At 69.9% G+C, this 24,261-nt stretch carries 21 protein-coding genes and 1 tRNA gene; 10 read left to right on the top strand and 12 right to left on the bottom strand.

Going from position 1 to position 24,261, the window contains the following annotated elements; all coding sequences use genetic code 11:
- Positions 1–4: 4 nt before the first annotated feature.
- The 4 genes from DVW87_RS08305 to rpsA form a co-directional block, all read right to left on the bottom strand.
- A complete protein-coding gene (locus tag DVW87_RS08305) occupies positions 5–1,450 on the bottom strand; it encodes an ABC transporter substrate-binding protein (protein ID WP_114687337.1) in 1,446 nt (481 codons plus the stop codon).
- 53 nt (positions 1,451–1,503) lie between these two features.
- Positions 1,504–1,589, bottom strand: a tRNA-Leu gene (locus DVW87_RS08300).
- A gap of 78 nt (positions 1,590–1,667) precedes the next feature.
- Complete coding sequence (locus DVW87_RS08295; protein WP_114687336.1) at positions 1,668–1,946, bottom strand: integration host factor subunit beta; 279 nt, start codon at positions 1,944–1,946, stop codon at positions 1,668–1,670.
- A 221-nt stretch (positions 1,947–2,167) separates the two neighbouring features.
- Positions 2,168–3,880, bottom strand: a complete 1,713-nt coding sequence (rpsA, locus tag DVW87_RS08290) for a 30S ribosomal protein S1 (RefSeq protein WP_114687335.1) — start codon at positions 3,878–3,880, stop codon at positions 2,168–2,170.
- Between the two features lie 309 nt (positions 3,881–4,189).
- Between rpsA and DVW87_RS08285 the strand changes: the two genes are divergently transcribed.
- From DVW87_RS08285 to DVW87_RS08255, 7 genes are all read left to right on the top strand, one after another.
- Positions 4,190–4,849 (top strand): retropepsin-like aspartic protease family protein, encoded by a 660-nt coding sequence (locus tag DVW87_RS08285; RefSeq protein ID WP_114687334.1) that lies wholly within the window; start codon positions 4,190–4,192, stop codon positions 4,847–4,849.
- A gap of 114 nt (positions 4,850–4,963) precedes the next feature.
- Complete coding sequence (locus DVW87_RS08280) at positions 4,964–7,246, top strand: ribonuclease R family protein (RefSeq protein WP_114687333.1); 2,283 nt, start codon at positions 4,964–4,966, stop codon at positions 7,244–7,246.
- Positions 7,243–7,542 (top strand): hypothetical protein, encoded by a 300-nt coding sequence (locus tag DVW87_RS08275; protein WP_114687332.1) that lies wholly within the window; start codon positions 7,243–7,245, stop codon positions 7,540–7,542. Before DVW87_RS08280 ends, DVW87_RS08275 begins: the two co-directional genes overlap by 4 nt.
- 39 nt (positions 7,543–7,581) lie before the next feature.
- Positions 7,582–7,896, top strand: a complete 315-nt coding sequence (locus DVW87_RS08270; protein ID WP_147276237.1) for a hypothetical protein — start codon at positions 7,582–7,584, stop codon at positions 7,894–7,896.
- Positions 7,896–8,456 carry a hypothetical protein gene (locus DVW87_RS18065; RefSeq protein WP_181814773.1) on the top strand — a complete coding sequence of 187 codons (561 nt, stop codon included), beginning with the start codon at positions 7,896–7,898 and terminating at the stop codon, positions 8,454–8,456. Before DVW87_RS08270 ends, DVW87_RS18065 begins: the two co-directional genes overlap by 1 nt.
- Positions 8,407–9,168, top strand: a complete 762-nt coding sequence (locus DVW87_RS08260; protein WP_181814772.1) for a serine hydrolase — start codon at positions 8,407–8,409, stop codon at positions 9,166–9,168. Before DVW87_RS18065 ends, DVW87_RS08260 begins: the two co-directional genes overlap by 50 nt.
- A gap of 77 nt (positions 9,169–9,245) precedes the next feature.
- Complete coding sequence (locus DVW87_RS08255; RefSeq protein WP_147276235.1) at positions 9,246–9,509, top strand: hypothetical protein; 264 nt, start codon at positions 9,246–9,248, stop codon at positions 9,507–9,509.
- A 167-nt stretch (positions 9,510–9,676) separates the two neighbouring features.
- Here the strand turns inward: DVW87_RS08255 and DVW87_RS08250 are convergent, their stop codons facing one another.
- From DVW87_RS08250 to DVW87_RS08240, 3 genes are read right to left on the bottom strand one after another with little or no spacing between them, the layout of a single operon-like run.
- Positions 9,677–10,837, bottom strand: coding sequence for a saccharopine dehydrogenase family protein (locus DVW87_RS08250; protein WP_114687327.1), 1,161 nt, complete (start codon positions 10,835–10,837; stop codon positions 9,677–9,679).
- 49 nt (positions 10,838–10,886) lie between these two features.
- A complete protein-coding gene (locus DVW87_RS08245) occupies positions 10,887–12,671 on the bottom strand; it encodes an ABC transporter transmembrane domain-containing protein (protein WP_114687326.1) in 1,785 nt (594 codons plus the stop codon).
- A 51-nt stretch (positions 12,672–12,722) separates the two neighbouring features.
- Positions 12,723–12,911, bottom strand: a complete 189-nt coding sequence (locus DVW87_RS08240) for a hypothetical protein (RefSeq protein WP_114687325.1) — start codon at positions 12,909–12,911, stop codon at positions 12,723–12,725.
- Between the two features lie 178 nt (positions 12,912–13,089).
- Between DVW87_RS08240 and DVW87_RS08235 the strand changes: the two genes are divergently transcribed.
- The 3 genes from DVW87_RS08235 to DVW87_RS08225 all read left to right on the top strand — a co-directional run bounded on the left by DVW87_RS08235 (position 13,090) and on the right by DVW87_RS08225 (position 19,495).
- Complete coding sequence (locus DVW87_RS08235) at positions 13,090–13,299, top strand: hypothetical protein (protein WP_114687324.1); 210 nt, start codon at positions 13,090–13,092, stop codon at positions 13,297–13,299.
- A gap of 92 nt (positions 13,300–13,391) precedes the next feature.
- The gene (locus DVW87_RS08230; RefSeq protein ID WP_114687323.1) at positions 13,392–15,350 is read left to right on the top strand and encodes an autotransporter assembly complex protein TamA; all 1,959 of its coding nucleotides are present in this window, start codon (positions 13,392–13,394) and stop codon (positions 15,348–15,350) included.
- A gap of 53 nt (positions 15,351–15,403) precedes the next feature.
- Positions 15,404–19,495 carry a translocation/assembly module TamB domain-containing protein gene (locus DVW87_RS08225; RefSeq protein ID WP_114687322.1) on the top strand — a complete coding sequence of 1,364 codons (4,092 nt, stop codon included), beginning with the start codon at positions 15,404–15,406 and terminating at the stop codon, positions 19,493–19,495.
- Positions 19,496–19,537: 42 nt separating this feature from the next.
- Here DVW87_RS08225 and DVW87_RS08220 read toward each other — a convergent pair whose 3' ends face one another.
- The 5 genes from DVW87_RS08220 to DVW87_RS08200 form a co-directional block, all read right to left on the bottom strand.
- Positions 19,538–20,959, bottom strand: a complete 1,422-nt coding sequence (locus DVW87_RS08220) for an aldehyde dehydrogenase family protein (RefSeq protein WP_114687321.1) — start codon at positions 20,957–20,959, stop codon at positions 19,538–19,540.
- A 169-nt stretch (positions 20,960–21,128) separates the two neighbouring features.
- A complete protein-coding gene (locus tag DVW87_RS08215; protein ID WP_114687320.1) occupies positions 21,129–21,545 on the bottom strand; it encodes a cupin domain-containing protein in 417 nt (138 codons plus the stop codon).
- 13 nt (positions 21,546–21,558) lie between these two features.
- On the bottom strand, positions 21,559–22,329 hold the full coding sequence (locus tag DVW87_RS08210) for an SDR family NAD(P)-dependent oxidoreductase (protein ID WP_114687319.1): 771 nt from the start codon (positions 22,327–22,329) through the stop codon (positions 21,559–21,561).
- 116 nt (positions 22,330–22,445) lie between these two features.
- Positions 22,446–23,624, bottom strand: coding sequence for a zinc-dependent alcohol dehydrogenase (locus DVW87_RS08205; RefSeq protein ID WP_114687318.1), 1,179 nt, complete (start codon positions 23,622–23,624; stop codon positions 22,446–22,448).
- Between the two features lies 1 nt (position 23,625).
- Positions 23,626–24,207, bottom strand: a complete 582-nt coding sequence (locus tag DVW87_RS08200) for an SRPBCC family protein (RefSeq protein ID WP_114687317.1) — start codon at positions 24,205–24,207, stop codon at positions 23,626–23,628.
- Between the last annotated feature and the right edge of the window lie 54 nt (positions 24,208–24,261).

Below are 24,261 nucleotides of genomic sequence, written 5' to 3'. Positions count from 1 at the left end.
CCGTCTAGTTGGGAGTGCCGCGCAGGCGATTCAACGGGTGCCACGCCCGGGCGTTCGGTTGCCAGGCACGCAGCCGCAGCGCCACCACCGACCAGCGCAGGGGCCGCGCCAGCGGGATGAACGCGCCGTCCGCCGCAAGCGCGGCATCGGCCTCCGCGATCCGCCGCCCGCGCTCGGCAAGGCTGGGCGCGTCGCGCGCGGCGACGAGCGCCGCCTCGGCCTCGGGGCTGCACGGCTGGCAGGCGGTGGCGAGATACCAGCGGGCGCTGTCATAGGGCGCCACGGCATCGACCAGGCGCAGGTCGGCGGCGGCGTCCACGGGCACGCGGATGCTGGCAATGCCGATCTGGCGCAGGTCGCGCGCGAGCGAACCGAACAGCACGGTCGCGCCCGGCCCGTCGGGCAGCGCGATGCGCAGGGTGATCGGCCCCTGCGCGGTGAGCCAGGCCGCCACGCGGGTCTGGGCCGCGGCGAGCCGGTCGTCGGTGGACAGCGCGGCCCAGTCGCCGCGGGCGGGCAGGGCGGCGGAGTCGAGCTGGTCCGGCAGGATCTGGTCCGCCACCTGCCAGTCGGAGGTGAAGGCGGCAGCCAGCGCAGGGCGGTTGAAGGCGGCGGCTATCGCGGAACGCCCGGCAGGGTCGGCCAGAAAGCCGGTGCGCTCGGCAATGGCCAGGCCGAACAGGCCGACCGCCGGATCGAGCCGCTGGTTGGCCGGCGCGATGGCGGCGGCGGCGACCAGCGGGTAATCGGCAAAGGTGCCGCCGGTCACCATGTCGGACCGGCCCGCCGCGAACCGCGCCAGTCCCTTGGCGGTGCGCTCGCCGACCAGGCGTACGTCGTCGCGCGCGTCGGGCGCCTGGGCATCCGGATCGCGGTTGCGATCGGGCACCGGGCGCAGCAGGACCGCGGAGCGGGCGGACGGTGCGTCGCGAAACGGGCCGGAGCCGGATGGCCGGGCGAGCCGCACCAGCGCCAGTTCCGGCTGCGCGAACAGCTTCAGGAGATCGGGCCGCGGCCTGAGGAGGCGCACCTCGATCACCTCCGGCGTCATCTCGACGATCTCGTCGATGGCGGTGAGGAACGGCTTCAGCGGATTGCGTTCGCCGGCCGACACGCGACGCCGCAGAATGGAGACGATCTGGGCAGCGGTGACCGGGGAGCCATCGGACCAGTTCGCCTCCCGCAGGCGGAAGATATAACTGGTGCCCTCATCCGTGACGATCCAGCGCTCGGCCAGCCCCGGTTCGATGCCGCCGGCCGCATCGAAGCGCACCAGGCCTTGCGCGGTGGCATCGGTGAACAGCCGCGCGGCGGGATCGGTCGGCACCCGACCGAAGTCGATCAGCCGCGCCGCGCCGGGCGCGCTGACCACCACCGCGCCGGCATCCCGACGCCGGTCGCATCCGCCGATCAGCAGGAGCAGGCAGGCAAGGGCAAGAACGCGGACCATCGGGAAGGAGAGCTAGCGTGCCGAAGCGCCGGGCGCCAGAGGCGCGGCGGCAATGGTGCGGATGGCGGGACTCGAACCCGCATGCCCATGGGGCGAGGGATTTTAAGTCCCGTGCGTCTACCAGTTTCGCCACATCCGCAGCTGCCCGCCGTGAAGCGCAGAGCGGCGGCAGCGTCAAGCAAGGACCTCCGCAAGCGCGAAGGCGTGTCCGTTGTCGTCAGACGTTCAGGCGCTGGCGCATTTCCTTGCCGGGCTTGAAATACGGCACGCGCTTGGCGTTGACTTCCACGGTTTCGCCGGTGCGCGGATTGCGCCCGGTCCGTGCGTCGCGCGCGCGGGTGGAAAAGGCGCCAAAGCCGCGCAGCTCCACGCGGCCACCTTCCGCCAGACGGCGGGTGATCTCGTCGAAGAACACGGCAACGATCGCCTCCACGTCGCGCGCCGACAGATCCGGGTTCTCCTCGGCCAATCGTTGCACCAGTTCGGAACGGATCATTGCGCCAAATCCTCGTCGTTCGCCGGTGGCGTCCTGCCAACCATTTGCCGCCAGATCGGCGGCATGCGCCGTGATCTACATCAGGCCAGTTCGGCACGATAGCAGATTGCGAGGCGTCTATGCTGCAATTGCGTCGGTTGGGCGAAAAAATGAAGTGAACACAAAAGAAAGGGGCGGGTTTGCGGCCCGCCCCTCGCTTCAACCTGGCTGGAAACCGCCGATCAGCGGTTCTGGCGAGCCTTCAGCGCCTCGCCCAGGATGTCGCCCAGCGACGCGCCCGAGTCGGACGAGCCGTACTGCGCCACCGCTGCCTTCTCCTCGGCGACCTGCATCGCCTTGACCGAGAAGGTCGGCTTCTTGGAACGATCGAAGCCGGTCACCATCGCGTCGAACTTCTGGCCGACCTGGAAACGCTCCGGACGCTGCTCGTCGCGGTCGCGGCCGAGATCGGTGCGCTTGATGAAGCCGGTCGCGCCGTCCTCGCCCACCTGCACTTCGAGGCCCGCGTCGCGGACTTCGAGAACGGTCACGGTGACGACCGCGTTCTTGTTCAGGCGATCGCCCGCGGCCGAGATGCCGCCGGCCACCGGGCCGCCGCGCTCCAGCTGCTTCATGCCGAGCGAGATGCGCTCCTTCTCGGCGTCGATGTCCAGAACCACGGCCTGCACCGTCTCGCCCTTGCGGTGGAGGTTGAGCGCGTCCTCACCCGACACGCCCCAGGCGATGTCGGACATGTGAACCATGCCGTCCACGTCGTTGTCCAGGCCGATGAACAGGCCGAACTCGGTGGAGTTCTTGACCTCGCCCTCGACCACGGAGCCGACCGGGTGCGCTTCGGCGAAGCTCTCCCACGGATTGCCCACGGCCTGCTTGAGGCCCAGCGAGATGCGGCGCTTGTCCGAATCGACCTCGAGCACCACCACGTCCACCTCCTGCGAGGTCGACACGATCTTGCCCGGATGGACGTTCTTCTTGGTCCAGCTCATCTCGGACACGTGGACGAGGCCCTCGATGCCCGGCTCCAGCTCGACGAACGCGCCGTATTCGGTGATGTTGGTCACGCGGCCCGACAGCTTGGCGCCGACCGGGTACTTCGCCGCGGCGCCGTCCCACGGATCGCTCTCGAGCTGCTTCATGCCCAGCGAGATGCGCTGCGTGTCGCGGTTGATGCGGATGATCTGCACCTTCACCGTGTCACCGATGTTGAGCACTTCGCTCGGGTGCGCCACGCGCTTGTAGCTGAGGTCGGTGACGTGCAGCAGGCCGTCGATGCCGCCCAGGTCCACGAACGCACCGTAATCGGTGATGTTCTTCACGACGCCGTCGATGATCTGGCCCTCGGCCAGGCTCATGATGAGGCCCGAACGCTGCTCGGCGCGGGTTTCCTCCAGGATGGCGCGGCGCGACACCACGATGTTGCCGCGCTTGCGGTCCATCTTCAGGATCTGGAACGGCTGCGGAATGTCCATCAGCGGGGTGACGTCGCGCACCGGACGGATATCGACCTGCGAGCCCGGCAGGAAGGCCACGGCGCCGTTCAGGTCGACGGTGAAGCCGCCCTTCACGCGGCCGAAGATCGTGCCCTCGACGCGCGCCGACTTGGCGAACTCGGCTTCCAGATTGTCCCAGGCGGCTTCGCGGCGCGCGCGGTCGCGCGACAGCATCGCTTCGCCATGCATGTTCTCGACGCGGTCGACGTAAACCTCGACCTCGTCACCGACCTTCAGGTCGGCCTTCTGGCCCGGCGCAGGCGCGAACTCGCGCAGCGGCACGCGGCCTTCGCTCTTCAGGCCCACGTCGATCACGGCCAGATCGTTCTCGATGCCGGTAACGGTGCCCTTCACGACGCGGCCTTCGAAGCCGTCTGCGTCGCCGAGCGTCTGCTCCAGGAGGGCCGCGAAATCGTCGCGGGTGGGTTGTGCCATGGTGGCCATAAAGTGGTTCAAGTCCTCAGATATTTTGCCGGCCGGCTGGTTGGTTCCAGCGGTCTTCAAGCCGAACTGCCGCCCGGGCCCCACGCCCGCACGGCGCCCTTGAAGCGGAGCAACGGAGGTTCGCCGATCAAATGCGAAAAGGGCGCGACGGATCGCTCCACGCGCCTTCCTCCGCGAGACACCGCTCGCCGGACCGCCGCCCCATAGCTTTTTGCCTGCCCGCTGGCAAGCCGCCGCCCTTGGCGCGCCGCCCGGGCGGCATACATATCGCTGGGGGCACATCCGCCTCTCCCTTCGGATCGCACGTTCTTGGACTTCCTTTCCTCCGATCTTCAGGCGCATGCGCCGCTCTACCTCGGCCTCTTTGCGCTGGTGCTGGTCGCCGCGGTGGCCCGCCGCATCCCGGTGCTGCGCACGATCACCTCGATTGCCCTGTGGGGCATCTTCGCGGTGGTGCTGGTGAACGTCGTCAGCCAGCGGCAGCGCTTCGATCCGTTCCTCGGCCGCATTGCCGACGTGCTGCAGCTCGACGATCAGAAGGTGGTCGGCGGCGAGGTGCGCATCCGCCTGAGCCCGGACGGCCATTTCTGGGCGCGCGCCACCATCAACGGCGTGCCGCGCCGCATGCTGGTGGATAGCGGCGCCACCATCACCGCCTTGTCGGTGAACACCGCCGCTGCCGCGGGGCTCCAGGTGCGCGAGGAGCTGTTCCCGGTGGTGCTGCGCACCGCCAACGGCGCGGTTCAGGCACAGACGTCGGACGTGGGCGAACTGCGTCTCGGCGCCATCCGGGCGAGCGATCTTGCCGTCGTGGTCTCGCCCGCGTTCGGCGACGCGGATATCCTGGGAATGAACTTCCTGTCGCTGCTGAAAAGCTGGCGGGTGGAAGGCAACACGCTGATCCTCGTGCCGCATCATCCGCAGGAGGTGGCCCCTTCGACTTCCCCGTTCGCCCTGAGGAAGGACTGAGCGCCGGCGGAGGCCTGTCTCGAAGGGGGCTCAGTAGCTCCTCGGCACGAACGGTGAAGAGCCGGGGTGACGTGACGGGTGACGGCAAGCCTCGGACCTCCTATCTCTCCCCCGATGGCAAAACCAAAGCGCCCGGCGGGCTTTCCCACGCGCGAGCAGGTGCTCGACTTCATCTCTTCCTCCACCAGCCCGGCGGGCAAGCGCGAGATCGCCAAGGCGTTCGGCCTGCACGGCGCGGAGAAGATCGCGCTGAAGGCGCTGCTCAAGGACATGGCCGACGAGGGCCTGATCGATTCCGCGCCGGGCCGGGCGTTCCACAAGATGGGCGGCGTGCCAAAGGTCACCGTGCTGCGCGTGGTTGATGTGGACGACGGCGGCCAGGCCTTTGCTGTGCCCGATGTCTGGCATGCCGACACTCCCCCGCCGCAGCTGCGCGTGCGCGAAAAGGGCAGCGGTGCTCTCGGCGTCGGCGATCGCATCCTCGCACGGACGGAGGAAGCGGGCCGCGGCTGGATCGCGCACCCGATGAAGAAGCTCGGGCGCGGGGAGGAGCAGATCCTGGGGGTGCTGCGCGGCGAAGGCGACCGGCTCTGGCTGCAAGGCGTGGAGAAGAAGGAGCGGCGCGAGTTTCCGGTGTCCGATGCCGGCGGCGCGCAGGTCGGCGATCTGGTGATGGCGGAAAAGGCCGGCCGCCCGCCGCGCATCACCGCCCGCGTGGTGCAGGTGCTGGGCGACCCGTTCGCGCCGCGCAGCTTCTCGCTGATCGCCATCCACAAGCTCGGCATCCCGGACGTGTTCTCCGGCGAGGTGCTGGACGAGGCGAGGAAGGTGTCCGCGCAGCCGCTGGGCGAGGGGCGCGAGGACCTGCGCCACCTGCCCATCGTCGCCATCGACCCGGCCGATGCGCGCGACCATGACGATGCGGTCTGGGCCGCGCCCGACGACGACCCCGCCAATGCCGGCGGGTGGAAGGCGATCGTCGCCATTGCCGACGTGTCCTTCTACGTCCGCCCCGGCTCCGCGCTCGATCGCGAGGCCCGCAAGCGCGGCAACAGCGTCTACTTCCCCGACCGCGTCGTGCCGATGCTGCCGGAGGAGCTGTCGGCCGACATGTGCTCGCTGAAGGAGGGCGTGGACCGGGCGGCGCTCGCCTGTCACCTGCAGGTCACGCCGTCCGGCACGCTGAAGAGCTGGCGCTTCACCCGCGCCGTGGTGAAGCTCGCCGCCAACATCGCCTACGAGGATGCGCAGGCGGCGTATAACCTTCAATCCTCCCGCGAAAGCGGGAGCCCAGAGCTACACGAGGCAACGCCTGACGCTCTGGACCCCCGCCTGCGCGGGGGAACGCTGGCGGAAGCACTGGTTCACCTCTGGGATTGCTGGGGCGCGCTCTTCAAGGCGCGGGAGAAGCGCGAGCCGCTCGATCTCGACCTGCCCGAGCGCCGCGTGGTGCTGGACGAGAAGGGCCGCATCCTGTCGGTCGCGCCGCGCGAGCGGCTCGACTCGATGCGGCTGATCGAGGACTATATGATCGCCGCCAACGTCGCCGCGGCCAAGGCGCTGGAGGCGAAGAAGGCCCCGGTCATGTACCGCGACCACGAGCCGCCCAGCCGCGAGAAGCTGGTCGCGCTGAAGGACTATCTGGCGACCTTCGGGGTGGAGTTCGCGCTTGGCCAGGTGGTCAAGCCCGCGACGTTCAACCGCGTGCTCGACCGGATCGGCGATGCCGACCACCGGCCGCAGGTGATGGAGCAGGTGCTGCGGACGCAGACCCAGGCCTATTACGGGCCGGAGAACCACGGCCATTTCGGCCTGTCGCTCGGCAGCTATGCGCATTTCACCTCGCCGATCCGGCGCTACGCCGACCTGATCGTCCACCGCTCGCTGGTCGCCGCCTATCATCTCGGACCGGGCGGGCTGACCGAAGGCGAGGCGGAGGGAATGACCCGCATCGGCGAGTCCATCTCCATGCTGGAGCGCCGGGCGATGGAGGCCGAGCGCGACACGATCGACCGCTATGTCGCCGCCTACCTTTCCGAGAAGGTCGGCGAGATGGTGGAGGTGCGCATCACCGGCGTGCAGAATTTCGGCTTCTTCGCCACGGTGGAGGGGATCGGCGGCGATGGCCTGATGCCGGTGCGCGACATCGGGGGCGAATATTTCCGCTACGACGAGGCCGCGCAGAAGCTGGTCGGCGAGGACACCGGCGCCGAATACGCCTCGGGCCAGCGCCTGCAATTGCGGCTCGCCGAAGCCAACCCCGTTTCCGGCGCGCTGCGCTTCGAAATGCCGGAAGGGCGCAATGCGCCTCCCCCGCGCACGCACAAGGGAAAGCCGGTGCGCGTGCTCAAGCGCCGCGGCCGGCCCGGCAACATCCGGCATCAGGGGAGGAAGTGAACGCGCCGGTCAACCTGCTGCGCGTGCATGGCGCCACCCCCGCCTGGTTTGCCGAGCGCCATGCGCTGGCGCCCGGCGACGCGGTCGCGTTTTCGCCAGCTGGCGCGCTTGCCCGTCGCCGTTTCGAGCAGTTGCTGGGCGCGGGCGTCCTGCGGCCGGCGGGGGAAGGGCGCTACTGGATGGATCTGGCCGCCTGGCATCGCTGGTCGGAGCGACGGCGCCGGCTCCACGCCGCTGTCGCGGTGGCGATCTGCCTTGCCGCTGCGGCGGTGCTGATGCTCTTCTATCGCGGCTGAGGCCGTGGCATGCTTCGCCCCGCAACAGGAGGCGGAACCATGGGTGGAGCAGCAAACGCGGTGGCCATCGCGAAGGCGCGAGCGAGGCACAGGGTGATTGCGCACTTCGTCTCGGCCGAGGCGACCAGCCCGGCCAAGGCGGTGACGTTCGATCCGCAGCGCCGCTTCGAGCGCAAACTGGTGGACGAGTTCAAGGACAAGGGCATCCTGCGCCCGGCCAGCAACGGCGGCCATTACATCGTCCCCGACAAGCTGGAGGCATGGCAGCGGGAACGCCGCAAGCGGACGGGCCTGATCTTCGCCGGAGCCATGGCCATCGCCGCCGCAGCGATCGGGATCGCGGTGGCGAGCTGATGCGCGCGCTCCTCTGCCTCGTCGCCGCGACTGCCGGGGCGGCGCCCGCGCCCGCGCAACAGCAGGCCGCGGCTGCTGCCAGCCCCGCTGTGGCCCAGCGGATCGCAGGGTTGCTCGCGACCCTGCGAGGGGAGGGCGACTATGCCGCCTATTTCTCCGCCGCCTTTCGGCAGGCGGTGCCCCGGCCGCAGTTCGCGGCAGTGACGGCGCAATTGGGCGCGACACTCGGGCAGCCGCTGGCGATCGCATCGGTGCAGCCGGTCGGCGCGTGGTCGGCCACCGTGGTGGTGCGGTACGAGCGCGGCACCGCGACGATCGCGCTGACGGTGGATGCCGCGCCTCCGCATGTCGTCACCGGGCTGCGCATCACCGGCACGCAGCTCGCCGGCGACGATTGGCGGAAGCTCTCGGCGGATCTCGCCGCGCTGCCCGGCCGCACGGCGTTGGGCGTCTATCGGCTGGGCGACGGCGCCCCCAACGCCGGTCGCGGAGCTGCATGGCGGCCAAGCAATGCCGCTGGGCTCCGGCTTCAAGCTCTGGGTGCTTGGCGCGCTGGCTGAGCAGATCGCCGCCGGGCGGCACAAGTGGAGCGACGTGGTTCCGCTCGGCACCCCCTCGCTGCCGAGCGGCATGCTCCAGAACTGGCCGAAAGGCGCACCCGTCACCGTGCAGACGCTGGCGACGCTGATGATCTCGATCAGCGACAACACGGCGACCGACACGCTGATAGGCCTTGTCGGCCGCGACGCCATCGATGCCCATGCGCGCGCCGGCGGCCTTTCGGTGCCCGTGCTGACCACGCGGGAGGCGTTCGCGATCAAGGCCGAGGCCGGCCTGACCGCCGCATGGAAGGCCGCCGATCCGGCCCGGCGCACCACGTTGCTGCGCCGGAACGCCGCACGGTTTGCCGCCGCCACGCTGGATGTCGCCGCCATGACGGGCAGCCCGGTGGCGAATGGCGAGGTGGAATGGTTTGCCAGTCCTCAGGCGGTGGCGCGGCAGCTCGATCGGCTGCGGCGCCTGCCGGACCCGGTCGTGCTCCAGATCCTGTCGGTCAGCGCTGGCGCCGCGCCGGCGGTCGCCGTCCGCTTCGCCTATCTCGGCTACAAGGGGGGTTCGGAACCCGGCGTGATCGCGCTCAACTATCTGGCGCGGGACAGGAACGGTGGATGGTGGGTCATCTCCACCGCCTGGACCAGACCGGACGCGGCGATCGACGGGGCGGCATTCGCCGCGCTTGCCGGTCGCGCGCTGTTGCTGGTCCAGCCCTGAGCGCGCGAGAAAGGGCGGAGCCTTGCGGCCCCGCCCCGGGAAGGAAGCACTGGAAAGGGGATCAGCGCTTCTTCTTCTTGCCCGTATTCGCCGTCTGGTCGGTGGAGCTGTCGCCAGTCGTGGCAGTCGTGTCGCCCGACGTCGTGGCAGTCCCGGCCGTGGTGTCGGTCGGCGCGGTGCCAGTTGTCGTGGTGGTGGACGAGTCCACCGGCGGCGTGGTCGAAGTTGTCGGCGATGCCGTCGAAGTATCGGTCGGCGGCGTCGTCTGCGTCGGCGTGGTCTGCGCCAGTGCGGAAGTGCTGCCAATCAAGGCGATTGCTGCGATAGCACTTGCGGTGTGAACGATCTTCATCGGGAAGCTCTCCTTTGTCCCGGTGGCCGTGCACACCAATTGGGAAAGGAAGGTCGCCCCGTCATCCCCTTCTGCGATGGCATGAGCCTGAACGGGGACGGACAGAACGACAACGCAACGATCGAACACTTGGGCGTTCGATTGCTGCGCGTGACATCACCCGCAGCGGAAACTCAGCCCTGCCTGCCCCTCCAGACGTGTCCGCAGGGGCTTGGCCATCAGCGCGCCGGGCGTCCAGATGCCGCCCTTGCCCTCCGAGGGGACATCCTGCGCCAGACACAAGGCGGCCTGTGCGATCATCTTGCTGGTGGAGCCATAACCGGGATCGCGGTCCCCGGTGACGACGCATTCCACGCGCCCGCCATCGGGCATCAGGCCCAGGAACAGGATGTCGTAATGGCCGCTCTCGCGTTCCTCCCTCGTCGGGCCCTCGCCCGGCTTGGGGCCGCTGTCGCCCGAAAAGGGATTGAACTTGGCGAGCATCTCGGCCGCCGCCTTGCCCATGTCGCCCAGGCCGGTGACCTGCATCTCGTCATAGACGAAGTCCGGCCCGTAGGGCTGGCCGGCGAGGAAGTTGGTGCGGTGGACGTTCTTGGTGTTGATGGTCGCCATCACGAACGGCGCCACCCAGGCGCCGATGTCCGGATCATATTCCGGCACCATGCCCGTGGGCTGGTGCGGTCCGGCAAAGCCGGGCGTCAGGCCGAAGGGCGAGGCCAGCACCGGCACCAGCGCCGGCTGGCGCGCGGCCGCGGCCAGGGTTGCCTTGAGGCTGGCCGCGGTGCCCCCGGAGAAGGTGCCTTTCATCCGCCGCACGCGCCCCTTCACCCGCGGCGCCGGACGCCCGAACCTCGCACGCGCCGCCTCCTGCAACGTCCAGACGCCCAGATCGAACGGAATGGAGTCGAAGCCGCACGAGAAGACGATGCGCGCGCCGGTCTCCCTGGCGCGCGCCTCGTGCGCGTCGATCATCTGCCGCATCCAGCCCGGCTCGCCGCACAGGTCGACATAGCCGGTGCCCGTCTCGGCGCAGGCGGCGATCAGCTCGGTTCCATATAGCTGGTAGGGGCCAACCGTGCTCAGCACCACTTCGGTCCGCCCGCACAGGGTGCGCAGGTCGGACGGGCTTTGCGAGTCGGCAACGATCAACGGCGTGTCGGCCGGTGCGCCGATCTCCGCGCGGACCTGTTCCAGCTTGGCCGCGGAGCGCCCCGCCATGGCCCAGCGCGGCGCGCCGATCTGCGCCAGATATTCCGCCACCAGGCGCCCGGTATAGCCGGTCGCGCCGAACACGATCACGTCGAACTCGCGCCCCATGTCTCTCTCCCTCGTTTCGCCCCGGATGTGTGCCGGGGCGCGGGGAGGGTCAAGCCATCTCGCTGAACTGCAGGCTGGCGAGCCGCGCGTAGAGGCCGTTCTGCGCGATCAGGTCGGCATGGCTGCCGGTTTCGACGATGCGCCCCTCGCGCATGACCACGATCCGCCTGGCCGCGCGCACCGTTGCCAGCCGGTGCGCGATCACCAGGGTGGTGCGATCAGCCATCAGCCGTTCCAGCGCATCCTGCACCAGCCGCTCGCTTTCGGCGTCGAGTGCGCTGGTCGCCTCGTCCAGCAGCAGCACGGGCGCATCGCGCAGCAGGGCGCGGGCAATGGCGATCCGCTGGCGCTGCCCGCCCGACAGCCGCGCGCCGCCTTCGCCCAGGTGCGTGTCGAGGCCCTCGGGCAGGCGGCGGAGGAACTCGGCGGCATTGGCCGCCTCCGCCGCGGCCCACAGCTCGTCGTCGCCGGCCTCCCAGCGGCCATAGCGCAGATTGTCCCGTGCCGACGCGCCGAAGATCACCGTTTCCTGCGGCACCATCGCCACGCGCGCGCGGATGGCGGCCGGATCGGCGTCGCGCAGGTCCACGCCGTCCAGCAGCACGCGCCCGGCCACCGGGTCGTAGAAGCGCTGGAGGAGCTGGAACAAGGTGGTCTTGCCCGCTCCGGACGGCCCCACCACCGCCACCGTCTCGCCCGGGGCGATTTCCAGCGAGAAATCGTGCAGCGCCGGCATGTCCTGCCGCGTGGGATAGCGGAACTCGACCCGGTCGAACGCGATCCTGCCCTGCGCCGGCTCGGGAAGAGCCACGGGCTGTGCCGGCGCGCGGATCTCCGGTTCCTGCGCCAGCAGTTCGGACAGTCGCCCGGCCGCCCCCGCCCCCCGGAGCAGGTCGCCGTAAACTTCGGTCAGCGCGCCGAACGCGCCCGCGACGATGCCGCCGGTCAGCACGAAGGCGGCGATGGCGCCGCCGCTGATCCGCCCTGCCGCGACATCCTCCGCGCCCTCCCACAGCACCAGGGTAATCGAGCCGAACACCAGGAAGATGACGATCGCCGTCATCACCGCGCGCAGGGCGATGCGCCGGCGCGCCGCGGCGAAGGTCGCGTCCACCGCGCCGCGGAAACGGCTCGCCTCGCGCGCTTCCTGCCCGAACGCCTGCACGATCTTCATCGCGCCCAGCGTCTCCGTGGCAAGCGAGCCCACATCCGCCACCCGGTCCTGAGAGGCGCGGGAATAGCTGCGCACCCGCCGGCCCAGCAGCACCATGGGCAGGATGATCGCCGGGATGCCCAGCAGCAGCATGCCCGCCAGCTTTGGCGAGATGGCGAACAGGTAGACGAGCCCGCCCACGCCGGTGAAGGCGTTGCGCAGGGCAATGGAGACGGTGTTGCCGACCACCTGCTCGATCAGCGCGGTGTCCGATGTCAGCCGTGAGGCGATCTCGGACGGCCGGTTCTCCTCGAAGAAGCGCGGGCTGAGCCGGAGCAGGTGCGTGTGCACGCGCGTGCGGATATCCGCCACCACCCGCTCGCCCAGCCACGACACGTAGAAGAACCGCACCGCGGTCGCCAGCGCGAGCACGGCGACGATCATCAGCAGATAGTGGAAGCTGGACGCGACCGACCCGCTCGCACCGGGGCCGAAGCCGCGGTCGATCACCCGCTTGAAGCCGTAGGGAATGGCGATGGTCGCCGCCGAGGTGACCACCAGGGCAAAGCCGGCAAAGGCGATCTGCCGGGGATAGTGCGCCGCCGTGGACCAGACCATGCCGAGGCTGTCGAGCTTGCGGGGGCGCGGTGCGCGCGGAGGGGAAGGGGCGGGGTCGGCCATGGTGCGGCGCGTTAGCACCGCGGCGGCGTTTTTCGCAAACGCCGCCCGGCGTCAGCCGCGGGAGCGATCGCCCTTGCTGCCCTGCCACCAGATGGCGATCGCGGCCGCCGTTCCGATGCTCAGGCCGGCGAGGAAGCCGATCGTCGGCTGGCCCAGGAACAGGCCCACCACCGGGCCGACCAGCGCGCCGACCGCGATCAGGAAGCCGCCGGCGGCGGGGGAGCGGGAAGGAGGTTGCATGGCGATGCCCTGCCACGTCCCGTGCCGGGACGCCAGTGTCCCGCCGCGACACGGCCGGCACAGCGCGCGGGCGAGCGCGGGGAGGCGGTTAACCAGTAAAAACGGCCGTTGCCGAGAAAACTTTAGAGCTGGCACGTGGCTTGAACCCTGCGGCGCGAACAAGATCGGAAAAAACGCCATGTCGCAGCTTTTCGTCGCCAGCCGTGCCGCGCTGGACGATGCCTCCACCCTTATCGCGCAGTTCGGGGAGGATGCCGGGTTCGAGGCGGCGGCGCGCGCGGATCGCAGCCGCGATCTCGGCAACGCCATCCGCTTTTGCCACTGGCGGCAGATCGAGCGGCTGATCGTGCTGCTCGAAACCGATGCAGCGGTGGGCACGGTCCACTGAGGGCCAGGCGGAGCGCCGCAAGCGCCGAAATCGGCTGAAAATCGCGCGCGCCGGCCTGTTCGTTCGCGGAACGGTCGGCTACAGCCTTGGCCATGTCGGTTCCGGTCGGGCGGCGTGGTGCAATGGTGGGCGCCGCCGCGGGTCTCTTCTTTGCGGCCGGTGCCGCCCAGGCGCAGGTGGCCGTGCCTGCGTCGTCGCCGGCGCAGGATGCCGCGCTCGATCCGAACTCCCCGCTTGCGCCGCTGCCCGATCTCGGCGTGGACTGGCCCGATCTCGACAAGGCGCCCGCCGAGCCGGCGCCTGCGGCAACGGCCGAGCTGGTCGGGGAGGCGCGCTACGGCTGGGCGCTGGAGGGCATGGACGGGGTCGGCTCGGCCCTGCTGCGTCAACGCTTCGCGCAATTGTCCTCGCTCGATACCCATGATGGCCAGCCCTCCAACGCCGCGCAGCTCGACCGCCGCGCGCGGGAGGATGCCGAGCTGCTCACCGGCCTGTTGCGGGCGGAGGGGTATTACGACGCGCGGGTCGGCTCGCGCGTGGAACTGCGCGGCGGCCGGCCGTTCGTCACCCTGACGGCAGAGGCGGGGCAGCTCTACCGCTTCGGCGCCGTGACGGTGAACGGCCTTGCCGCCGCCGGGGACAAGGCGGAGACGCTCGCCCGCGCGTTCGGCGTGAAAGCGAACGATCCCGTCAACTCCGATGCGGTGGCCGCGGGCGAGGCGAACCTCGACACCGCGATCGGTCGCGAAGGCTTTCCCTTTGCCCGGGTGGGCAACCCCGAGATCGTGGTCGATCGCGCCGCGCGCACCGCGACGCTCGCGCTCAACGTGCAGCCGAACGGCGCGCGGCGGTTCGGCCGGATCGTCACCGCGCCCGGCAACCGGGTGTTCGATGCCGATCACGTCCAGGATATCGCCCGCTTCCGCCCCGGTCAGTCGTTCGACGAGGCGGGCCTGGTCGATCTGCGCCGCACGCTGATCCAGACGGGTCTCGTCTCCACCGCGGACGTGAAGCCGGTGGAGGGCTCCGCGCCCGGCACGGTGGACATCGCCGTGGCGCTCACGCCCGCGCCCCCGCGCACGGTTGCCGGCGAACTCGGCTACGGCACGGGCGAGGGCGCGCGCGCGGAACTCAGCTGGACGCACCGCAACCTGTTCCCACCCGAAGGCGCGTTCACCGTGCGCACCGTTGTGGGCACGCGCGAGCAGCTCGGCGCGCTGACGCTCCGTCGCAACAATTTCCACGCCCGGGACCGGGTGCTGACCGTGCAGGCCTCGGCGGCGCATACCGACCGCGACGCCTATGACGCGCGCACGCTGTCGCTGTCCGGGACGCTTGAGCGGCAGACGAACATCTTCTTCCAGAAAACCTGGACCTGGTCCGTCGGCGCGGAGCTTGCCGCTTCCGACGAGCAGGACGTGATCGTCGCGACCGGCGAGCCGCGCCGGCGCACCTATTTCATCGCCGCCGCGCCGACGAGCCTCGCCTATGACGGTTCCGACGACCTGCTCAATCCGTCGACGGGCTTTCGCCTGTCGGGGCGGCTTTCGCCCGAACTGTCGCTGGTGGGCCGGGCGTTCGGCTATACCCGCACGCAGATCGACGGATCGGCCTATCATCAGGTGCGCGACGGCGTGGTGCTGGCCGGGCGGCTCAGGCTCGGCACGATCTTCGGCGCACCGCGCGACGCGGTGGCCCCGTCGCGGCGCTTCTATGCCGGGGGCGGCGCCTCGGTTCGCGGCTATGGCTATCAGGATATCGGTCCGCGCGATCCCAACAACGATCCGATCGGCGGCCGATCGCTGACCGAGTTCAGCCTGGAAGCCCGTGTGCATGCGTTCGGCAATTTCGGCGTGGTGCCGTTCTTCGACGGCGGCAACATCTACACATCGCCGCTGCCCAGGTTCAGCGGCTTCCGGTACGGCGCCGGGCTTGGCGTGCGATATTATTCGAACTTCGGGCCGATCCGCATTGATGTCGGCACGCCGCTGAACGCGCAACCCGGCGACCCGCCGGTCGCCGTCTATGTCTCGCTGGGGCAGGCGTTTTGACGGAGGAAGCCATCGTTGCGCCTGCGCCACGGCGCTGGCCGCGTCGGCTGGCAATGGCGCTTCTCGCGCTCCTGCTCGCGCTGGGAGGGGCCGCCTGGCTGCTCGACACCGGGATCGGCCACCGCTTTCTCGCGAACCGGATCGCCGGACTGCGACCCGCCAACGGCCTGCGCTACTCCGTCGCGCGGATCGATGGCTCGATCTACTCGGACGCGACGCTGGTCGGCGTGCGGATCGCCGATCCGGCGGGCGCGTTCTTCGCCGCGCCGCGCGCCCATCTCGTCTGGTCGCCGCTGCGCTGGTTCCACCATCGGCTGGACATCACCGAGCTGACGATCCCGCGCGCCACCCTTGCCCGCCTGCCGCGTACGCGACCGACCGGCCGGCATGGCCCCATCCTGCCGGGCTTCGACATCCGCATCGGTCGCCTCGCGGCGGACCGCCTGACGCTCGGCCCGGCGCTTGCCGGAACGACGCGGGTCGCCCGGTTGCTGGGTCGCGCCGATGTTCGCTCCGGCCGCGCGCTGGTCGACCTCGCGGCGGAGGTCGCCGGTACCGACACCGTGCGGGTGAAGCTGGACGCCGAACCCGATCGCAACCGCTTCGATCTCGCCGCCCATGTGCGCGGTGGCCCGTCCGGGGTGCTGGCGCATCTCGCCGGCATCGCCCGGCCGCTCGCGGTGGACGTGGACGGCCGCGGCAGCTGGCGCGCCTGGTCCGGCACGGCGGTGGCCAGTGCCGGAAACCTGCGGATCGCCGATCTCCGTCTCGGCAATCGGGCCGGCGCGTACACGCTGAACGGAACCCTCGCGCCGTCGAGCCTGCTGCGCGGCAAGCTCCAGCGGCTCACGGCGGGGCGCATCCTCGTCAATGGCGGCGCGACGCTGGCCGACCGGCAGCTGGCCGGCACGCTGTCGCTGCGCGCGCCGGCGCTGGCCGTGGAGGGGACCGGCGCGCTCGATCTCGCCGCCAGCGCCTATCGCCGCCTGCGCGTGTCCGCGCGCCTGCTGCGCCCCTCCGCGCTGTTCCCCAACATGAGCGGCAATGCGATCGGGCTGCGCCTGATCCTCGACGGCGCCTTTTCCACCGCCCGGTTCGACTATCGCCTGACCGCCGACCGCTTCGCCTTCGATCGCACCGGTTTCGAGCAGGCCCGCGCGGCAGGGTCGGGCCGGCTCGGGCGCGCGCCGGTGGCCGTGCCCGTGCGCTTCACCGCGGCGCGGGTGACCGGGGTGGGCGACGTGGCGGGCGGCATCCTGCGCAACCTTTCCGTCGCCGGCACGCTGGACGTCACGGCGCGCGAGATTGCGGCCACGAACCTCCTGCTGCGCTCCGACAAGCTTTCCGGCCGGATCAACCTGCTGCTCGACCTGCGCACCGGACGCTACGAGGTCGGTCTGAACGGCGCGCTGGGGCGGTACCTGATCCCGGGGCTTGGCGTGGTGGACGTCACGTCCCGCCTGCGCGTGGTGCCGGGGGCGAACGGCCATGGCACGCGGATCGTCGGCACCGGCGAGGCGCGCGTCCTGCGCCTCGACAATGCGTTCTTCCGATCGCTGGCCGGCGGCCTGCCGCGCATCGTCACCGCGCTGGAACGGACACCGGATGGCGTGCTGCATTTCAGCAACCTGCGGCTTTCCGCGCCCAGCCTCGCGCTTGCCGGCAACGGCTTCCGCCGGCGGGACGGTTCCTTTCATTTCGAGGGCGCCGGCCGGCAGGCGAACTATGGTCCGCTGACGCTCAAGCTGGACGGCCGGATCGAGCGGCCGACGCTCGATCTCGTCTTTGCGCGACCGAATGCCGCGCTGGGGCTGCGCAACGTGGTGGCGCACCTCGATCCCAGCGCCTCGGGCTTCACCTTCGCGGCGCGCGGGGACTCGCGTTTGGGGCCGTTCGCCGGCGAGGGGGCGATCCTGCTGCCCAAGGGAGGCACCGCCCGGATCCAGGTGGCCCGGCTCGACGTCACCGGCACGCGGGCAGCGGGTGCGCTGGACATCGTTCCCGGCGGCTTTCAGGGCCGTCTGGCGGTTGCCGGCGGCGGCATCTCGGGCGAACTGCTGCTGCGCCCCGCCGATGCCGTCCAGCGGATCGAGGCGCATCTCGATCTCGCCGGCGCCCGGCTCGCCGATCTCGGCACGCTGCGTCGCGGGCGCATCGATCTCGTGAGCCTGCTCGATCCGTCGGGCACGTCGGTGGAGGCCACCTTGCGCGGTGCGGGGCTGCGTCGCGGCGCGCTTGCCATCGGACGCTTTGCCGCGAACGTTTCGCTGCGCGGCGGGACCGGCACCGTGCGCGCCTCCATTGCCGGCACCCGCGGCCGCGCTTTGGACATCCAGACCGTGACGGAGGTCACGCCCGATCGCTTTTCCATGCTCGCGCAGGGCACGCTGGACCGGCGGCCGTTGCGTTTCCTGTCGCCCGCCGTGCTCAGCCGCGAAGGCGACGGCTGGCGGCTCGCGGCCACCCGGCTGAGCTTCGCCGGCGGCGAGGCGACAGTGTCGGGGCATCTGTCGGAGGCCGGCATCGCCGTGGACGCGAGCCTGGCGCGCATGCCGCTTTCCATCCTCGACATCGGCTATCCCGGTCTCGGCTTGGGCGGCAACGCGTCGGGCACCATCGCGTTCGCCAATGCGGGGGGCGCGCCGACCGGCCGCATCGACATGACCGTGCGCGGCCTCACGCGCTCCGGTCTGGTCCTTTCCTCGCGGCCGATCGACCTGGGCGTTTCTGCCACGCTGCAACCGGGCAAGGTCGCCGCGCGCGCGGTCGTGGCGACGGGCGGCCAGACGGTGGGACGCGCGCAGATGCTGCTGTCGCCGCTGCCCGGCGGCGATCTTGCCGCGGCCATCGCGCAGGCGCCGCTGTTCGCGCAGCTGCGCTACAGCGGGCCGGCCGACACGCTGTGGCGACTGACCGGCATCGAGCTGTTCGACCTGTCCGGCCCCGTGGCGATCGGCGCGGACGTGCGCGGCCGGCTGGCGCGACCGGAAATCCGCGGCGTGGTGCAGGCGCGCGGCGCCACCATCGAAAGCGCGACCACCGGCACCGTCCTCACCAACATCCAGGCGAACGGCCGCTTCAACGGCTCGCGCCTCGTTCTCGACCGTTTCGACGCCGCTGCGGGCAAGGGAGGCAGGGTGACCGGCACCGGCGCCTTCGATCTTGCCGCCGCAAACGGGTTCGGCATCGACGTGAACGTGCAGGCGAACGATGCGCTGCTCATCAACCGCGACGACATCGCCGCCGCCGTCACCGGCCCGCTGTCCTTCAAGTCCGACGGCTCGGGCGGCCTCATCTCGGGCGACGTGCGGCTGGTGCGCAGCCGCTACCGCCTCGGCCAGGCGACCGCTGCCGGCGCCGTGCCGCAGCTCAACATCCGCGAGATCAACGTGCCCGGCGGCGACGATGACGACGAGCCGGCGGTGCGCCGCCCGTGGAAGCTGGACGTCCGCGCCCGCGCTCCCGGCGCTCTCTCCGTCTCCGGTCTGGGCCTGACCAGCGAATGGTCGGCGGACCTGAAGATCGGCGGAGTGCCCTCCAACCCGGCGATCACCGGCCGTGCCGACCTGATCCGCGGTGATTATGAGTTCGCCGGCCGCGAGTTCGAGATCGATCGCGGGCTGATCCGCTTCGGCGGCGAGGTGCCGGCCAATCCGTCGCTCGACATCACCGCCAACGCGGACTCCACCGGCCTCAACGCCACGATCCGCGTGACCGGCCAGGCGCAGAGGCCGGAAATCGCCTTCACCAGCGTGCCCGCGCTGCCCCAGGACGAGCTGCTCTCCCGGCTGCTGTTCGGCACCTCCATCACCAACCTGTCCGCGCCGGAGGCCTTGCAGCTGGCGGCGGCTGTCGCCGCGCTCCAGGATGGCGGCAACGGGATCAACCCGATCAACGCGGTGCGCCGCGCCGCCGGGCTCGACCGGCTGCGCATCCTGCCCGCCGATCCGCAGACCGGGCAGCAGACCTCGGTGGCGGCCGGCAAGTATATCACGCGCCGGCTGTTCGCCGAGATCATCACCGACGGGCAGGGCTATTCGGCGACCCAGCTCGAGTTCCAGGTGACGCGCTGGCTGTCGGTCCTGTCCAGCATTTCCACGCTGGGCCGGCAGAGCGCCAACGTGCGCGTGTCCAAGGATTATTGATCGGGCGAGCGGGCGAAGCGCCGCGCCCGGCCCAGGAGCGGCTCAGGCGGGACCGCCGATGATCGCCTTCACTTCCATGAAGTCGGCAAGGCCGTATTTGCCGCCTTCGCGCCCGTTGCCGGACTGCTTGTAGCCGCCGAACGGGGTGCCGTTCCCGCCGGACCAGCCGTTGATCGTGACCATGCCTGCGCGCAGTTCCGGCGCGATCTCGGCGGCGGCGGCCGGATCGCCGGAGACGGTGGCGGACAGACCGTACTCGGTGTCGTTGGCCAGCTCGATCGCGTGGTCGCGGTCGCGATAGGTGGTCACCGTCGCCACCGGACCGAACGTCTCCTCTCGCCAGATGCGCATGTCCGGCGTCACGTCCGCGAACAGCGTCGGCTTCACGTAGAAGCCGGCATTGCGCCCGTCCGGACGGCCGACGCCGCCGGTGACCAGGGTCGCGCCCTCGTCGATCGCCGACTGGATCAGCCCCTGGATCTTGTCGAACTGCGCCTTGTTGACGACCGGGCCGATATGCGCGCCCTGTTCGGCCGGATCGCCGACCCGGGTCGCCTCCATGATCCCCCGCGCCGCTGCGACAGCCTCTGCGATCTGTCCTTCGTGCACGAGCAGGCGCGTGGGCGCGATGCAGCTCTGCCCCGAATTGGCGAGCACGCCGTGCAGCGTCGGCGGCAGCACCGCCGCGAGGTCCGCGCCCTCCAGCACCAGGTTCGGCGCCTTGCCGCCGAGTTCCTGGTGCACGCGCTTCACCGTCGCCGCCGCGGCCTGCGCCACGGCCACGCCGGCGCGGGTCGATCCGGTGAAGCTCACCATGTCCACGTCCGGGTGCGAGGCGAGGGCGGCGCCCACCGTTGGCCCGTCGCCGTTGACGAGGTTGAACACGCCGGCCGGCACGCCCGCATCGTGGAGGATCTCCGCCAGGATCATCGCGCAGCTCGGCGCTTCCTCGCTCGGCTTCAGCACCATGGTGTCGCCGGCGGCCAGGGCGGGGGCGACTTTTGCGCAGATCTGGTTGAGCGGCCAGTTCCACGGCGTGATCATCGCCACCACGCCGATCGGCTCGTGCACCACGCGCGCCTTGCCGACCCGCTCCTCGAACGCGAACTCGCCCAGCGCCTTCAGCGTGCCCAGGAAATAGCCCAGCCCCGCCGGCGCCTGCGCGGCGTTGGCGAAGCCGATCGGCGCGCCCATTTCGCGGCTGGTCGCGGCGGCGAGATCGGGCATGCGCGCCTTGTAGCCCTCGATCACCCGGCCGAGCAGCGCGGCACGCTCCTCCACGCTGGTCCTGCCAAAGGTACGGAACGCGCGACGCGCCGCCGCGACCGCCTTGTCCACGTCCGCACGGGTGCCCAGCGTGATCGTGGTCACCGGCTGTTCCGTGGAAGGATCGATCACCTGATAGGGTGTGCCGCCCTCGCTGTCGCACCACGCGCCGTCGATGAAGAACTGCCGGCTGTCCATGCCTCGCCTCGCTTTTCGTGTTTCCGGTATGCCGGGCGGAGTCATGCGCGAGGTGCGCCCGCGTTGCAAGCAGCGCCGCCGCGCGGGCGCGTCCTGGACAAGGGAGAGGCCCGGCCGCTGATGGCGACCGGGCCTCCCGAAAGTCCCGCAATGGCTCGCCGCGGGCGCGTCAGTGCGCGACCGCGCCCTTCACCTTTTCGGCCACCTTCTCGAGCAGGCCCTTCTCGGCCTCCTCCGCTTCCGCCTTCGTCTTGAACGCGGCGCCTTCCGGCTCGGCCGGGGGGGCGTAGACGGAAAACAGCTTCAGCTCGCCCGAGCCCTTGTTGGTGATATTGTGCTGCGCGCCCTTGGGCACCACGATCATGTGGTTCGCCCCCGCCCTGGTGTTCTCGCCGTCGATCACCACCTGCGCCTCACCCGAGACGATAAAGGTCGTCTGGTCGGCCGGGTGCGTTTCCATGCCGATCTCTTCGCCGGCAGGAATGCTCATCAGCACGATCTGCACCTTGTTGTCGCGATACACCTCCTTCTGCCAGAAGGTGTTCTTGGTCGCGAGATCGACCATGTCCTTGTTGAAGATCGCCATGTTCGGTCGCTCCTTACTTGTTCTTCTCGGCCGTGCCCGGCTCGGCCATGCCGCGATGCATTTCGGCCAGCGCCGCTTCCGGCGTGACATTGGCGATGGTGCCCTGCAGCTTCGTCTTCCAGCCGGAAAAAATCGAGCTCTTGCCGCTCATCACCGCGTCCCAGCCGTCCTTGGCCACATCCTTCGGATCGCTCTTGTTCGGATCGGTGCCGACCTGCGTGTCCATCATGTCGCCGCGCTCGAAGAACTCGGTATCCACCGGCCCCGGCATCAGTGTGGTGACGGTGACGTTCGTGTCCTTCAGCTCGTTGCGCAGCGCCGCGGTGAAATTGTCCACAAAGGCCTTGGTGGCATTGTACACGGCTTGGAACGAGCCGGGCATGTACCCCGCGACCGAGCCCGTCACCAGCACGCGCCCTTCGTTGCGCGCCACCATCTTCGCCAGCACCTGCTGGAGGAGGTAGGTGGTGCCCACCACGTTGGTGTCGATCACGTGGCGCCATTCCTTCGGGTCCTGGTCGAGAAAGGCGCGGCCAAGGCCGTGGCCGGCATTCGCGCAGAGCAGGTCCACCTGCCGGCCGCCGGCCGCCGCCATCAGCTTGTCCACGCCCTCGAAGGTCGACAGATCGATCTCCAGCGTCTGGGCGTTCGGGAAATTGGCTGCCTCGCCCGTGAACGGGGTGTCGGCGGCGAGGAGCAGTTCATAGCCGTCCGCTGCGGCCAGCTTCGCCAGCTCCAGGCCAATGCCGGCGGAGGCGCCGGTGATGATCGCAAACTTCGCCATTGTGTCTCTCCTTATCCATGGAACGCCGCGGCGAAGCCGCGTCGTCGATCCTCCGGCGTTGCCGAGGTCGGCCGGCATTCGCGGTCTCGGCGGCAGCTACGCTGTCGCCGTGCCGCTCATGCCATGCCCGGCTTCAGCACAATCTTGGTGGTCTCGTTCTGCTGGTCGTGGAACATCTTGTAGCCCTTGGCCGCGTCCTCCAGCGGCATGCGGTGCGAGATGAGGAACTCGGTGTCGATCTTGTCCTCGAGGATCGCGTTGAGCAGCCCGGGCAGGTAATGCTGGACATGGGTCTGGCCGGTCTTGAGCGTCAGGCCCTTTTCCATGAACGCGCCCAGCGGGAACTTGTCCACGAACCCGCCATAGACCGCCGGCATGGAGACGCGGCCGCCCTTGCGGCAGGCGATGATCGCCTGGCGGATCGAGTGCGGACGATCGGTGCCGAGGAAGGTGGACGCCTTGATCTGGTCGATCACGTTGTCGACGAACAGGCCGTGCGCTTCCAGGCCGACCGCGTCGATCACCGCATCCGGGCCGATCCCGCCGGTCATCTCCATCAGCGCCTCGTAGGTCGCCGATTCCTCGAAGTTGATCGTCTCCGCGCCGAACCGCTTGGCGAGCTCCAGCCGGTGCGGGAAGTGATCGATCGCGATCACGCGCTCGGCACCCATCAGGAACGCCGACTGCACGGCGAACAGGCCGACCGGGCCACAGCCCCAGACCGCCACCGTGTCGCCCGGCTCGATCTGCGCGTATTCCGCCGCCTGCCAGCCGGTGGGCAGGATGTCCGACAGGAACAGGACCTTGTCGTCCGGCACGCCGTCCGGGATCACGATGGGGCCGACATCGCTGAACGGCACGCGAACATATTCCGCCTGGCCGCCGGCATAGCCGCCGGTCATGTGGGAATAGCCGAACAGCCCCGACATCTCGGTGCCGTACAGCTCCATGGCAATGTCCTGGTTGTCCGCCGGCAGGCCGTTCGGACAGGCCGAATATTGGTGCTTGCCGCAATGGTAGCAGCTGCCGCACGAGATGGTGAACGGCACCACCACGCGCTGGCCCTTCTTCAGCGTGGAGTTCGCGCCGACCTCCACCACTTCGCCCATGAACTCGTGGCCCAGGATGTCCCCCGCCTTCAGCGTCGGGATATACGCGTCGTACAGGTGAAGGTCGGAGCCGCAGATCGCGGTGGACGTGATCTTGATGATCGCGTCGCGGGAGTTGATGATCTCCGGATCGTCCACCGTTTCCACGCGGACGTCGTGCTTGCCGTGCCAGGTGAGTGCGCGCATCTCATTCGCCCTTTCGGTATTCGAGGTCGGCCTGCGTCCGCGCGCCGGTGGCGATCTCGCCGGTTTCCATCAGTTGCTTGAACCGGCGCAGGTCGCGGCGCGCCTGCACCTTGGGCTCGCGCTGGAACATTTTGGCGACCACCTTGCCGATCGCGCCGCCGGGCGGATCGTACAGGATATGCGCCGTCACCACCGTGCCGCGGGCGCCGGCATCGCGGAATTCGATCTTGCCGGAGTTCGGCACGTCGGCGCCTTCCTCGGAGGTCCAGGCGATCATCTCGCCTTCGCGCTCTTCCGTGACGCGCGCGTCCCATTCCACCGTGCGCCCGCCCGGCGCCTTGACCACCCAATGCGAGCGGGTCGCGTCGCTGGGCGTGATGCTCACCACATTGTCCAGCACCTGCGGGAGGTTGGAGAAGTCCCGCCAGAAGGCGTAGAGCTCGGCGGCGGGGCGGTTGATCGTCACGGCATTGCCGATCAGCGACGAGCCCTGCGCCTCGGGAATGGCGCTCGTGGCTTCCTCCGCCGCGTCGCTCCTTTTGGAAGCGGTCAGCGGCGCATCGTCGCGCGTCGTGTCTGTCATGCTGGTGGCTCCGTGGCTTCTCGGAATGCCCACAAACCGCATGGTGAACACGAA

The sequence above is a fragment of the Sphingomonas aracearum genome, from assembly GCF_003345355.1.
Taxonomy (GTDB): domain Bacteria; phylum Pseudomonadota; class Alphaproteobacteria; order Sphingomonadales; family Sphingomonadaceae; genus Sphingomonas; species Sphingomonas aracearum.
Note: the sequence above shows the minus strand (reverse complement) of the source record. Positions and strands in the feature narration are given on the sequence as shown.